We start from the raw sequence: 13850 nt of genomic DNA, 5'->3' as shown, positions 1-13850 counted from the left end.
AGAAATGAAGATTATCGTCTGTCTCAAACAAGTACCCAACACCAATGAAGTTAAAATAGATCCCAAAACGGGAACTCTGATCCGGGAAGGTGTTCCCAGCATCATCAACCCTGACGACAAAAACGCTCTGGAAGAAGCCCTGAAACTAAAGGAGAAAATGGGCGGCACCGTTACTGTCATCTCCATGGGCCCACCCCAGGCCGATTTTGCTTTGCGGGAGGCCCTGGCCATGGGGGCCGATGAAGCCATTCTTCTATCCGACCGGGCCTTTGCCGGTGCGGACACCTGGGCTACTTCCCTCACCCTGGCTAAGGCCATCAAGAAAATAGGAGATTTTGATCTCATCTTCTGCGGGCGCCAGGCCATTGACGGGGACACCGCCCAGGTAGGTCCCGAGATAGCGGAACACCTGGACATTCCCCAGGTAACCTATGTGAGGAAGATCCTTTCTCTGGATGCCGGTAAAGTGGTTGTGGAGAGAGCCCTGGAGGATGGTTACGAGGTTATTGAGGCCAAACTGCCCGTTCTCCTGACTGCGGTAAAAGAACTGAACGTTCCCCGTTATCCTTCTGTAAGCGGCATCGTAGATGCCTTTAACATCAAGCAAGTCCAGGTCTGGGGAATAGACAGCCTGGGCATTGAACCGGAAAAAGTGGGGCTTAAAGGATCACCGACACAGGTGAAGAGGACCTTCAGCCCACCTCAGAAGGGGTCTGGCAAAATGCTTTCAGGCACAGTCAAGGAGGCAGTCCAAACCTTGGTCCAGGAATTACACGATAAGCATGTTTTATAAGGAGGCAAGCAGATGGCCATATTGGTTGATAAGGAAAAATGTATAGGTTGTGGAAACTGCGTCGATTCTTGTCCTTTTGGCGCCATTGAAATGGACGGAAACATGGCAAAAATGAACGACAAGTGCACCGAATGCGGGGCCTGTCTGGAATCCTGCCCCGTAGAAGCAATTTCTCGTTCAGAGAAGGTAAAAGATGAAAACTTCTCCCTAGAGGATTACAAAGGGGTGTGGGTCTTTGCTGAACAGCGCCAGGGCAGTATCATGAATATTGCCTTTGAACTTTTGGGTGAAGGCCGCAAACTGGCTGACACCCTGGGGGTGGAACTGGGCGCAGTCCTCATCGGAGACAAGGTAGAAGAAAAGGCCCAGGAACTCTTCGCTTACGGTGCAGATGTTGTCTATCTGATAGACCACCCTGAACTCAAAAACTATCGTACCGAGCCCTACTGCGGCGCCCTGGAAAAAGCAATCAATGCCTACAAGCCGGAGATTGTATTAATCGGGGCTACCAACATAGGCCGTGACCTGGGTCCCCGCATAGCCGGGAGAATTCATACCGGTCTCACTGCAGACTGCACCGAACTGGCAATCGACCCCGAACAGAGACTCCTCCTGCAGACCCGCCCCGCCTTTGGAGGCAACATCATGGCTACCATTCTCTGCCCCAACACCCGCCCCCAGATGGCCACCGTACGCCCCGGGGTAATGAAAAAAATGATACCCGACTACTGCCGGACCGGTAAAATCGTGGAAATAACATATGACGCCGCTGCAGTAAAAGTGCGGACGGCTGTTAGGGAAATTGTCCGGGAAACGAGCCGCATCGTTAACCTGGAAGAAGCACAGGTAATTGTTGCCGGTGGTCGCGGTGTAGGTGGACCTGAAGGCTTTAAGCTGCTGGAAGAAGTTGCAGCCAGTCTGGGTGGAGTTGTGGGCGCTTCCCGTGCCGCTGTTGATGCTGGCTGGATTCCCGCCAACCACCAAGTGGGGCAGACAGGCAAAACCGTTCATCCCAAGATTTATATTGCCTGCGGCATTTCCGGAGCTATTCAGCACGTGGCCGGAATGCAGCATTCGGACATCATCATTGCTATCAATAAAAATCCCAATGCGCCCATTTTCAAAGTGGCTGATTACGGTATTGTAGGCGATTTGTACCAGGTAGTGCCTTTACTCATTGAGGCCCTTAAAGAATCAGGGAACGGGTCGATGGATTTGACCTGCACCACTAAGTAAGATAATGAAAGGGACCTTACCGAGAAGTTGCCATTTTGTTGCCACCCATTCGGGTACCCCCAAGGCACGGAGATTACGTAGACGCGTTTTATACTTTTCCCACTGCTTCCATAGAGAGGATACATTAGGTGGAATGTATTCTTGGAAATACTAAAAGGTTTTCCGATATTGCGTCCGAAAATTTATATACCGCTTGGGAAAATGAAGCAATACGCAATGCTGTGAATCAATTTCTGAAGAGCTAGGTGCGGGAGATCTGCACACCTGGTTCTGTGAGGTTCTGGGCTGCGAATTGTGCAGTCCTTATACCCGGAAGGTGGAGTCTGATTGTTAGAAAGTTTATATATAATTGGTATTAAAAAATTTTATTAATAAGGAGCTAGATCTTATGGGTAAAAAGATGAAGACCATGGACGGTAATACCGCTGCGGCCTATGTGGCGTACGCTTTTACGGAAGTGGCGGCCATTTATCCCATCACACCTTCCTCTACCATGGCGGAAGTTGTGGATGAATGGAGCGCTCATGGTCAAAAGAACATCTTTGGCCAAACAGTGAGGGTAGCCGAAATGCAATCCGAAGCAGGAGCAGCCGGTGCGGTCCACGGTTCTTTATCTGCCGGTGCTCTTACTACGACTTTTACGGCCTCACAGGGGCTCTTGCTCATGATTCCCAATATGTACAAGATAGCGGGGGAACTTCTGCCCGGGGTTTTTCATGTAAGTGCCCGCGCCGTGGCCAGCCATGCTCTTTCTATCTTTGGCGACCATTCCGATGTGATGGCCTGCAGACAGACAGGCTTCGCCCTTTTGGCCTCCGGCAGTGTCCAGGAAGTAATGGACCTGGGGGGAATCGCCCATTTAACAGCCATCAAATCCCGGGTGCCTTTTCTCCATTTCTTTGACGGGTTTAGAACCTCCCATGAGATTCAAAAGATTGAAATCATTGACTACGAGGAGTTTGCCAAACTAGTTGACCATCAAGCCATTAAGGACTTCCGGGACAGGGCTTTGTCGCCGGAGCATCCCTATACGAAAGGTACGGCGCAGAACCCCGATATTTTCTTCCAGGCCCGTGAGGCCTCCAACCCCTATTACGAGGCTGTCCCTGACCTGGTAGAAGCCTATATGGCCGAAATCAGTAAACTTACCGGCCGGGAATACCATCCTTTTAATTACTACGGTGATCCCGAGGCTGAACATGTTATCGTAGCCATGGGTTCCGTTTGCGAAACCGTCGAGGAAACCGTTGACTACTTAAGGGCCAAAGGTGAAAAGGTCGGTGTCATTAAGGTACATCTTTACAGGCCGTTCACTGCCAGGTACTTCTTCAATGTCTTGCCCAAGACTGTGAAGAGAATCGCAGTTTTAGACAGGACCAAGGAGCCAGGCGCGCTGGGTGAACCTCTCTACCAGGATGTATGCACCCTGTTCTTTGGTAAAGAAAATGCACCTCTTATTGTGGGCGGCCGTTATGGCCTGGGTTCCAAAGATACCACACCAACCCAGATCAAAGCCGTTTTCGATAATCTTAAGGAGAATACCCCTAAGAACCGCTTTACCATTGGTATTGTGGATGATGTAACCTTCACCAGCCTTCCTTTGGGGAAGAAGATCAATACTGCCCCCGAGGGTACCAGCCGCTGCAAGTTCTGGGGCTTTGGTTCCGACGGAACAGTAGGGGCCAACAAGGATGCCATTAAAATTATCGGCGACAACACAGACCTCTATGCCCAGGCTTACTTCGCCTATGATTCCAAGAAATCCGGCGGGGTGACCATCTCTCACCTGCGGTTCGGTAAGAAACCCATCAAATCCACTTACCTCATTGATGAAGCGGACTTTATTGCCTGCCATAAACAGTCTTATGTAAACCAGTACCAGGTCCTGGAAGGCTTAAGAGAAGGCGGGACTTTCCTCCTGAACTGCAACTGGAAACCCGAAGAACTCTCGGAAAAGCTGCCGGCGGACATGAAAAAGTACCTGGCAGAAAATAAAATAAATTTCTATATCATCGATGCCGTGGATATCGCCGCTAAACTGGGCTTAGGCGGCAGGATTAACATGGTCATGCAGGCTGCCTTCTTTAAACTGGCCAATGTTATTCCCCTTGATGACGCCATTACATACCTGAAAGATGCCATTGAAAAAACCTACGGTAAAAAAGGCGATGCCATCGTGGAAATGAACCAGGCTGCCGTAGATAAGGCCCTGGAAGCCCTGGTTAAAGTGGATGTTCCCGCCAGTTGGGCTGAAGTCAGCCTGGAGGAGGCCGCTGCCACCAGGGATGTACCGGAATTTATTCAAAAAGTCGTGGAACCTATGAATGCCCAGCAGGGTGACAAGTTGCCCGTCAGTGCCTTTGTAGGACGGGAAGACGGTTCCTTCCCCCATGGCACTTCTGCTTACGAGAAACGCTGCATTGCCATCGAGGTGCCGGAATGGCAGACGGACAATTGCATCCAGTGCAACCAGTGCGCTTATGTCTGTCCCCACGCCGCCATCAGGCCTGTACTGCTGAATGAAGAGGAACAGGCCAAGGCACCCCAGGGCTTTGTTACTAAAAAAGCTGTCGGTAAGCAGCTGGAGGGGTTGGCCTATCGCATACAGGTCAGTCCTCTGGATTGTACCGGCTGTGGCAGCTGTGCCCAAACCTGCCCCGCGAAACAGAAGGCCCTGGTGATGAAGCCGGTGGCGGAAATGGTGGAAAAGGAAGCTGCCAACTGGGAATATGCTACTACCGTTGCCTGTAAGGAAGGACTCTGGAACCTCCACTCTGTTAAAGGCAGCCAGTTTGCCCAGCCACTCCTGGAGTTCTCCGGGGCCTGTGCCGGCTGTGGTGAAACACCTTATGCCAAACTGGTTACCCAGCTCTTTGGCGACAGAATGATTATTGCCAATGCTACAGGCTGCTCCTCGATTTGGGGAGCTTCCGCCCCCAGCACACCTTATTGTACCAATGCCAAAGGGCAGGGCCCGGCCTGGGCTAACTCCCTCTTTGAGGACAATGCCGAGTATGGCTATGGTATGGTCCTGGCTATTAAGCAGATTCGGGAAAAAATAACCGATCTCATGCAGGGGGCTTTAGAAAGGGATATCCCGGAAGAACTGAAAGAGGCCTTCAAACTCTGGTTGGCCGGTAAAGATGAGGGCAATGCTTCCAAGGAGGCTAAAGCCAAACTCCTGCCTTTACTGGAAAAGTATGCCAACCTCTCTGTGGTTCAAGAAATTGCCGAGAAGAAGGATTACCTGGTGAAGCCTTCCCACTGGGTCTTTGGCGGCGACGGCTGGGCTTACGATATTGGCTACGGCGGTCTGGATCATGTGCTGGCCTCCGGCGAAGATATCAATATCCTGGTCTTTGATACAGAGGTTTACTCCAATACGGGCGGCCAGTCCTCCAAGGCCACACCTGCAGCGGCGGTAGCCAAGTTTGCCGCTTCCGGCAAGAAGGTTAAGAAGAAAGACTTGGGCATGATTGCCGCCACTTATGGTTATGTTTACGTAGCCCAGGTGGCCATGGGCGCAGACCAGAATCAGCTGATAAAAGCCTTGACGGAAGCGGAAGCTTATAAAGGTCCATCTTTGATCATTGCCTATGCTCCCTGTATCAACCATGGTTTGAAGCTGGGCATGGGCTGCACCCAGCAGGAAGAAAAGCGGGCCGTGGAGGCCGGGTACTGGCACCTCTACCGCTATAATCCCGAACTCAAGAAGCAGGGCAAGAATCCTTTCGTGCTAGATTCCAAGGAACCCACGGCCTCTTTCCGGGAATTCTTAATGGGAGAAGTACGTTATTCCTCGCTTCTTAACACTTTCCCGGAAATTGCGGAAGCCCTCTTTGCCAAGGCGGAAGAGGATGCCAAAGAAAGATACGAGACTTATAAGCGTATGGCGCAAGGGTGCTAAACCATCCCCTAACATAAAGAAATAACTATAATCAAGAAAGCCACAAGTAAGTTCCGTGCTTACTGTGTCTTTTGCGACACTGGGGACGGTTCTCTCCTGTCGCAAATCTTTTCTATAAGTCCTGAATTTTCACACTCGTGCAGGGAAAATTAAATACTATCTACCTGGTTATGTTAGCTAGGCTAAGGAATATACCGGGATATAGCAAAAAAGTATTTAATAGCTCACGGACTTTCAATCGTAATAGCTAGGAAATAAACCTCAAACAGGGATAAAGGGGCTTTTGCTTCTTTTTGTTATGTATTATGCGACAACAAAAACTGTCCCCGTGTCGCACAAGTGATTTGTGGATGGAAGCCCACGGCGGCTCCATTAGTGTGGAGAGTGTGCTGGGGAAAGGGATAGAGTTTACCATTAGGTTACCCCTTACAACAGGATAGGTTTTTTAAATAATCCCATCAGGTTTTGGTGGGATTATTTATATTGAATCTGGAGTAGGCAATCTTTTTCGCCGATTATTTTCCTTTGAAAAACGGGGAGGAGATTATCGGAGGTGTGGCTGTTTTTGAGGATATAACAAAAGTCAAAAAAGTCGAGACTGAACTTCAGGAAGTTACGGCCTACAAAAAAATCCTGGAGGCCGTCTTGGAGAATGCTTACGAGGGTATCGTCATTGTGGACAGGGATGGGAAAATCATCATGTTCAACGGGGCTTACGCCGATTTTTTGGGGATTAAGCCGGAGGATGCTATTGGCCGTCATGTCACGGAGATTATAGAAAACACACGGATGCATGAGGTAATAAAAACAGGTATAGCTGAGATCGGGCAGTTGCAGCGTATTGGCAAGCATAATGCCGTAGTCCAGCGCCTCCCCATAAAAATTAACGACCAGGTGGTAGCGGGAGTTGGAAAAATATGGTTCAAAGATTTACGGGATATGGAAAATCTCTTTAAACATCTAAAATCTTTGCAGGATGAACTGGCATATTACAAAGAAGAGCTGCGACGGACCCAGGGCGGGCGTTATACCATAGAAAATATTGTAGGTAATAGTCCTCATATAAGAAAGCTAAAGGACCTTATCGCCCGCGCTGCCCGGTCTTCATCCACCGTACTTATCCTGGGAGAAAGCGGTACGGGAAAAGAATTAGTAGCCCATGCCATCCACAATCTCAGTAACCGCAGCCATCATCCCTTTGTACGCATCAATTGTGCCGCCATACCCGAAAACATCCTGGAGTCAGAGTTATTTGGCTATGCCGAAGGGGCTTTTACCGGTGCCCAGCGGGGTGGCAAAATAGGTAAATTCGAACTGGCCCACAGGGGGACTATTTTTCTCGATGAAATCGGGGATATGCCTTTTTCCATGCAGGCCAAGCTTTTGCGCTTTCTGCAGGAAAAAGAGCTGGAGCGCCTGGGCGAGAACAAAACCCGCCACATTGATGCCCGGGTCATTGCGGCTACCAATCAGGATTTACCCAAAAAAATAAAAAAAGGGGAGTTCCGCGAGGACTTATACTACCGTCTGCAGGTGATGACCCTGGAAGTTCCGCCTTTACGTGAGCGGAAGGAGGACATCCCCTTTCTTGTAAATTATTTTATTGAAAAATTCAACCGGGAATTTGGCCGGCTGATCCGGAAAGTTGACAGCAAAGTCATGGAGACTCTGCTGAGCTATGAATGGCCCGGTAACGTACGTCAAATGGAAAACGTCATTGAGAGAGCCTATAATTTAACGGAAGGTGATTGTATTACTTTAGAATCGTTGCCCTTATACCTGGCGGAAATGTCACCCAGGACTCCTATTAAGGAGGGGGTAAGCCTTTCTCTCCTGCAGGCCAAAGATGAATTAGAAAAAAACACCATTGAAACCATCCTGAAAGAGGTGCAGGGAAACCGCAGTAAAGCTGCCAAGCTTTTGGGCATAACCAGAGCCTCCTTGTACCAAAAACTTAAGAAGTATGGTCTGATGTAAAAGAATACAGCTGTCCTGTATATTTTTGTAACATGTCACAATTATTGACAGTATACACAGGACATTACCCGCTATTTGTTTTTCCTGTTTATGGTATTAAGGGAATGCCTTAGTACAGACAGGACAAGGAGGAGCGGGCTTTTTTGTATGTAATGACGGAGTCGGGAAAGGGATAGGGGAAAGCCGTTCTAATTGGCACGGTTCTTGCAATATAAAACTATCGAAGATATGTTAATTTTTTCACTTTGAAAGGAGAGATAACAATGCAATTTTTCCAATTTACCGAAGAACAGGAAATGCTAAAAAAAGCGGTGCGTGAGTTTGTGGAAGCAGAAATCGCACCCAAAGCGGCCGAGTGGGATGAAAAAGACTACTGTCCCGTGGAGCTCTTTCCCAAAATGGGAGAAATGGGCATTACCGGCATTTTCGTACCCGAACAGTACGGCGGAGCCGGCCTGGGCCATGTAGAACGGGCTATCTGCCTGGAAGAAATCTCCCGGCATTCCGCAGGTTTAGGCATAGCCCTCATGACCCACCAGCTTTGCGTGGCCGGTATACTTTACTATGGCACAGAAGAACAAAAACAAAAATACCTGCCCGAACTGGCAGCAGGTACCAAGATCGGCGGTCTCTCCGTCACTGAACCGGGCGGCGGCTCTGACTTCATGGGCCAGAAATCCACCGGAGAATTAAAAGACGGATACTGGGTCTTAAACGGCCGCAAGTGCTTTATTACCAACTCCCATGTGGCTGACATCGACATCTGGACCGTCATCACCGGTCAGGATGAAAAAGGCCGTCCTGTCATGACCGCCTTCATCATCGACCCTGATACACCCGGTCATACCCCTGGCCGTAAAGAACACAAACTGGGCTTGAGAGGCTCTGTCACCGGTGATGTCAACTGTGTAGAAGTCAAAGTGGCTCCTGAACAAATGCTGGGTAAAGAAGGAGCCGGAGCAAAAATTGCCATGACCACCATCCAGGAAGTGGGTCGTGCGGGCATGTCAGCCATCAACGTCGGTATCTTAAGGGGCTGTGTGGAAGAAGGCGTCAAATTTGCCAACGAGCGTATTGTTTACGGCAAGCCTATCGCCAAACTCCAGGCCATCCAGTTTGATATTGCCGAAACCAGGCTGGAGTACGAAGCCGCCAGGCTTCTCACCTACCGGGCTGCCGGTATGAAAGATGCCGGGATACCCTGTGCCACCGAATTCGCCATGGCCAAGCTCTATGCCACCGAAGCCGCCTGCCGGGCAGCCAAGAGAATTATGGACATGATGGGCGGCTACGGTATCGTCAACGAGTATCCCATAGGCCGGTTCCTGAGAGATGCCTTAGCTTCCATTGCCGCCGGCGGCACCTCCCATATCCAGAAACTCATCATTGCCGGCAGCACCTTAAGCGGCAAATAACACAGGGAGGTAGAACATGAGCTTTAACATCGCCGTCTGTATAAAACCCGTACCGGACCCCAGCCACTATGATAAAATCACCATCCATCCCGTAAACAAAACCATCACCCGGGAAGGCATCCCCACCATCATCAACCCTGTGGACAAAAACGCCATCGAGGCGGCCCTGCAGGTCAAAGAAAAATGGGGGGGCAAAGTCACCGTCATCACCATGGCTCCTCCCTCTGCCGAAGAAAACCTGCGGGAAGCCTTAGCCATGGGGGCTGACGAAGCAGTGCTCCTAACCGACCGGGCCTTTGCCGGAGCCGACACCTGGGCTACCTCCTACACCCTGGCCCAGGGCTTAAACAAAATCGGGCACTTCGACCTGATCTTCACCGGCACCGAAAGCGCCGACGGCGCCACCTCCCAGGTTCCCGCCCAGCTGGCCCAATGGCTTAAGATTGCCCACCTCTGGAATGTCCAGCAGTTTAAAATAACCAATAAAGAAGAACTCCAGGCCCAGATGAAAATCGAAAACGGCTACATCGAGTATGCCCTCAAACTCCCCGCTCTTTTAGCCGTATCCCGGGAGTGCAACAAACCCAGGTACACCACCATCATGGGCGTCATGAAAGCCAAAAAGAAACCCTTAATCACCTATACCGCCGATGATTTAGACCTGAACAAAGACTTTATCGGATTAAAAGGGTCACCTACCCAGCCCGGTGACATCTACACCCCCGAACTGGGGAGAAAAGGGCAGGAGCTTACAGGGGAAGTGGAAGAAATCGTAGCCCAGCTCATTCAGAAACTGCGGGCTGCAGGGTTAAACTTAGAATCCTGGAACGCCTGTGCCGTAGGGAGGGAGTAAACATGAACCTAAAAGACTACCAGGGAATTTGGGTCATTGCCGAACAAATGGCAGGTTGCCTTAACTCCGTAAGCTTCGAACTCTTAGGGAAAGCCCAGGAACTCAAAAAACAGCTCCAAACGCCCGAGCCCGTTACTGCCGTGTTAGTAGGTAAAGATGTGGAAGAGTTGGCTCCGGAACTGGGCGCTTATGGGGCCGAAGAAATCATCGTTGTTGATCACCCCGGGCTAGAACTCTACCAGAACCAAACCTATGCCGAGGTACTGGCAGACCTGATCAAAGAAAAGAAACCTTCCATCCTGCTCATGGGAGCAACCGGCATAGGCCAGGACCTGGCTCCCATCTTAGGAGTCAAAGTCAACACCGGTGTGGCTGCACATTGTGTAGATTTACGCATCAATCAAGACAACAACCTGGTGGCAGTAGTACCGGCCTTTGGCGGTAAAGTCTTAGGAGACATCCTCTGTCCCAAGCACCGTCCCCAGATGGCTACCTTAAAACCCGGTGTTTTGGGGAAGCCTGTCCGGAATAACCAGGCCCTTTACACCATCACCAAATATGACCCCGCGGAATCCTTGAAAAAAGATGCAGGCAGAGTCAAAGCTTTAGGCATCTATAGACAGGAAGTGAAGGGAGTGCCCCTGGAAGAGGCCGAAATCGTCGTGGCCGGAGGCTGGGGCATGGGTTCCAAAGAGAACTGGCAGCTTCTAGAAGAGCTGGCTTCCCTCCTGGGAGGAGCCGTAGGCTGTACCAGACCGCCGGTGGACGAGAAATGGGTAGAAGGGGAGCACCAGATGATCGGCACCAGCGGGAAGACTGTACGGCCCAAAGTGTACATCGGTGCGGCTATTTCCGGGGCCACCCATCATGTCTGCGGCATGAAAGATTCAGGCCTCATCATCAGCATCAATAAGGACCCCAAGGCGCCTATTTTTGAGGTATCGGATATCCGTATTGTAGGCGATGCGAAGACAATTCTTAGTAAGTTAATAGAAGAGATAAAGAAGATACGGGGGAATGTTAATTAGTTGAGGTGCCTGGCACCTCAACTAATTAACATTAATTTAACATAAAATGAGAGGAGCGAACGCTCCTCTTATTTGTCTTTGGCGTCTGTCACAATACGGAAGGAATTATGGAGGTGCTTTAGCATGGCGGCATGGGCTTCCTCCGGAACATTCCCTATGATGGCCTGGGCTATTGTCTTATGTTCCTCCAGGGAAACGGGTATTCTGCCGGGGCGGGCATAAGTATTTTTTACTGCTTCACTGAGCATTTCTACAATAATGGCCATGATGCGAATCAAGACTTCGTTACCGGCGGCTTGTGCTATCAGCATGTGAAACTCACGATCTTTTTCGGTGTAGATATCGGGGTCCAGCTTCTTTTTCATCTGGCGTTCCGTTTCTTTAATATTTTGTTCCAGAGCGTTGAGCATTTCTTCATCGGCTCTTTCCGCGGCCCACATACAGGCCTGGGGTTCGATGATGCTGCGGATTTCGTAAAGTTCAAAGGTCCGGCCATTGGTAAGCTGTAGCCCCAGCAGGTTCAGGGCAGTGGTTTCGAATTCATCACTGACGAATACGCCCTGGCCGTGGCGGATGGTAATCATCCGGTATGCAGCCAGGATTTTGTAGGCTTCCCTTATGGTGTTACGTGATACATTCAAAAGTTGAGCCATTTCCCTTTCGGGGGGAAGTTTTTCCCCAGGGTTTAATTTGTTTTCCAGGATTAAATTACGTATATAGTCCACTACCTGGCTTGTCACACTGCTGCTGGTTGTTTGGAAATCCCTGAAAAGGTCCACGGTACCACCCCTAATTCTCTGAATCCATGTTGAGCCGGTTCCTGATAATTACTTCAAAAGGAGTTCTCCCGTCCTGGGGACCGCTTTTATCTGTGTAGAGTGTCCAGTAGAGGAAAAGGTGCTGATTGTTTTTGGTGGCCTGTGCATCCAGGGATGGGAGAAATTTAGGGTCCAGGAAAGTACGAAATCCGGGGAAAATATACTGGTTGGGGTTAGACTGCTTAATAAATTCTCTATACCAGAGGCCGTCCAGTTGAATTTTTCGACCGCCTCTGAAATCACCGGGTCTGATGATTACTTCAGGGATGCAGAGACGAACGGCGAAATGCCGGACAAAGGTTTCTCCTATATTTCTAATGACAATTTGTAATTTATAGATGCCGTCTTTTTCCGCTTGTTTGGGGGTCGTAAAAATAGGAAAGAGCCGGGGTTTATCCAGGCGGTTCATTACGTCCCGGACCTCATAATCCTCCATAGGTTCCGACTTAAAGTTATGCCGTTTATAGTAACGGTTATTACCGGCCATATGAGCCGTTGTACTTTGCGGTATAACCACAACCAGGATGTATTTTTCGTTGGGAAGTTTGACGGGGTTAATGTATAAGCCTTCTATCCTGGGACTGATGCGGGAGACAATAATGTTCTCCAGCCATTCTTTGTTTATGGGGCCATTAGGGTCTAAGCCTTCTTCCAACTCCAGGCGGATAGTAGGACCTTCTTTTACTTCCTTGATACCATAAATGATGATGCCTCCAGCAGAGTTGGCGAAACTGGAGACATCCTTACTTATTTCATCCTTGGCTTCGGGAACCAAAGCCCCCAGGCTTTTGAATTCCAGGTTTTTATATTCCGTCGTGTTGCTGGAAACAATCTTTTCTATATCTTTATATGTCCAGGAACGGGCTCGGTCTATATACATGGGTATCCCCCTTATACTCTCTCTTATGAAAACTATCTTAATCATAAAAAGTATGCAATGAGAGGACAACTTGGAGAAAAATTAATATTTTTGGGAGATATACCTAAAGGCAATATAGACAAGGGCGGAAAGAAAGAGCAGGACAAGGAGACGCGGCCAGTAGGTTTGCCAGAGGAGAAGGTCATGACCCACAAAGGTTTCAAACACTAAGGAAGGGATTTTTCCTAAAGCCGTTGCGGCTACGAAGGTTGTCAAGGGTATCCTGGTCAGGGCCGCCAGTAAATTTACCAGCCCGGAAGGAATCAAAGGCAGCAGGCGGGCCACCATAACGGCTTTAAAACCATTAGCTGGGGTAAAGTTTTGCAAAAACCGGTAAGGTGTAGTTTGCTCTGCCAGTACATGCAGAGAGGAATCAACAAAATAACGGTAAAACAGGAAGGAGAGGACGGCGCCTGTAACCTCGCCCAGCCAGGAAACAACACCGCCCCAAAAGAGGCCAAAAACCAGGGCATTGGCGCCTGAAAGAAAGACGGAAGGAAGTAAGCCAGAGACACTGATAAGAACATTAAGACCTATGCTTATAAAAAAGGCCCACGACCGGTACTGCTGTAAAAAAGATACGAGCTGGGTAAGGTTAATATAACGAAGGGAAAAAAGCATGGACACGGAAAAGAAAACTACCAGCAATATTTTCAGTATAGCCTTAAGTTTCTCGTTTTGTATTGATGGCAAGGGATTGCTCCTTTCAGCAGTATCGTCAATGCAGCTGTTGATATTGGACGGTGTATAAACTTTTTCTAATTTCATAACTTAATTATACAATTTCATAATGCTCTATTCCATTTTAGAAAAACATAGTACAGAATTGCAACAAATAGTTAAGAAATCAATAGTCAAACGGTATGACAAGCTGGTAGAATATTCTTAAGACGTAATGGAAGGA

General features: G+C 49.2%; 10 protein-coding genes. 7 read left to right on the top strand and 3 right to left on the bottom strand.

From position 1 onward, the window contains the following. Nucleotides 1-4 precede the first annotated feature (4 nt). The 7 genes from BR63_RS08040 (at nt 5) to BR63_RS08010 (ending at nt 11209) form a co-directional block, all read left to right on the top strand. The gene (locus BR63_RS08040) at nt 5-793 is read left to right on the top strand and encodes an electron transfer flavoprotein subunit beta/FixA family protein (RefSeq protein WP_034426079.1); all 789 of its coding nucleotides are present in this window, start codon (nt 5-7) and stop codon (nt 791-793) included. A 12-nt stretch (nt 794-805) separates the two neighbouring features. Then, on the top strand, nt 806-2029 hold the full coding sequence (locus BR63_RS08035) for an FAD-binding protein (protein WP_034426078.1): 1224 nt from the start codon (nt 806-808) through the stop codon (nt 2027-2029). A 388-nt stretch (nt 2030-2417) separates the two neighbouring features. After that, on the top strand, nt 2418-5936 hold the full coding sequence (nifJ, locus tag BR63_RS08030; RefSeq protein WP_187142857.1) for a pyruvate:ferredoxin (flavodoxin) oxidoreductase: 3519 nt from the start codon (nt 2418-2420) through the stop codon (nt 5934-5936). Between the two features lie 555 nt (nt 5937-6491). Beyond that, the gene (locus BR63_RS08025; RefSeq protein ID WP_207724778.1) at nt 6492-7913 is read left to right on the top strand and encodes a sigma-54 interaction domain-containing protein; all 1422 of its coding nucleotides are present in this window, start codon (nt 6492-6494) and stop codon (nt 7911-7913) included. 263 nt (nt 7914-8176) lie between these two features. Further along, on the top strand, nt 8177-9328 hold the full coding sequence (locus BR63_RS08020; protein ID WP_034424822.1) for an acyl-CoA dehydrogenase family protein: 1152 nt from the start codon (nt 8177-8179) through the stop codon (nt 9326-9328). 16 nt (nt 9329-9344) lie between these two features. After that, nucleotides 9345-10181 (top strand): electron transfer flavoprotein subunit beta/FixA family protein, encoded by an 837-nt coding sequence (locus tag BR63_RS08015; protein ID WP_051966141.1) that lies wholly within the window; start codon nt 9345-9347, stop codon nt 10179-10181. 2 nt (nt 10182-10183) lie between these two features. Then, nucleotides 10184-11209 carry an electron transfer flavoprotein subunit alpha/FixB family protein gene (locus BR63_RS08010; protein ID WP_034424825.1) on the top strand — a complete coding sequence of 342 codons (1026 nt, stop codon included), beginning with the start codon at nt 10184-10186 and terminating at the stop codon, nt 11207-11209. 68 nt (nt 11210-11277) lie between these two features. On the opposite strand, the gene BR63_RS08005 is transcribed toward BR63_RS08010, so the two are convergent. The 3 genes from BR63_RS08005 to BR63_RS07995 form a co-directional block, all read right to left on the bottom strand. Next, nucleotides 11278-11988 carry a FadR/GntR family transcriptional regulator gene (locus tag BR63_RS08005; protein ID WP_034424828.1) on the bottom strand — a complete coding sequence of 237 codons (711 nt, stop codon included), beginning with the start codon at nt 11986-11988 and terminating at the stop codon, nt 11278-11280. Between the two features lie 10 nt (nt 11989-11998). Beyond that, nucleotides 11999-12907: an AlbA family DNA-binding domain-containing protein gene (locus tag BR63_RS08000; RefSeq protein WP_051966143.1), complete on the bottom strand. Its 909-nt coding sequence runs from the start codon at nt 12905-12907 to the stop codon at nt 11999-12001. 81 nt (nt 12908-12988) lie between these two features. Continuing rightward, nucleotides 12989-13639: a TVP38/TMEM64 family protein gene (locus tag BR63_RS07995; RefSeq protein ID WP_051966145.1), complete on the bottom strand. Its 651-nt coding sequence runs from the start codon at nt 13637-13639 to the stop codon at nt 12989-12991. Nucleotides 13640-13850 lie beyond the last annotated feature (211 nt).

The sequence above is a fragment of the Thermanaerosceptrum fracticalcis genome (genome assembly GCF_000746025.2).
Lineage (GTDB): Bacteria > Bacillota > Peptococcia > DRI-13 > DRI-13 > Thermanaerosceptrum > Thermanaerosceptrum fracticalcis.
The sequence above is the reverse complement of the archived record's forward strand: the minus strand, read 5'-3'. Positions and strand labels throughout refer to the sequence as shown.

Coding starts and splice junctions, on each gene's coding strand:
- BR63_RS08010 (WP_034424825.1), top strand. CDS start 10,184: ATGAACCTAAAAGACTACCAGGGAATTTGGGTCATTGCCGAACAAATG.
- BR63_RS08040 (WP_034426079.1), top strand. CDS start 5: ATGAAGATTATCGTCTGTCTCAAACAAGTACCCAACACCAATGAAGTT.
- BR63_RS08015 (WP_051966141.1), top strand. CDS start 9,345: ATGAGCTTTAACATCGCCGTCTGTATAAAACCCGTACCGGACCCCAGC.
- BR63_RS08000 (WP_051966143.1), bottom strand. CDS start 12,907: ATGTATATAGACCGAGCCCGTTCCTGGACATATAAAGATATAGAAAAG.
- BR63_RS08020 (WP_034424822.1), top strand. CDS start 8,177: ATGCAATTTTTCCAATTTACCGAAGAACAGGAAATGCTAAAAAAAGCG.
- BR63_RS08035 (WP_034426078.1), top strand. CDS start 806: ATGGCCATATTGGTTGATAAGGAAAAATGTATAGGTTGTGGAAACTGC.
- nifJ (WP_187142857.1), top strand. CDS start 2,418: ATGGGTAAAAAGATGAAGACCATGGACGGTAATACCGCTGCGGCCTAT.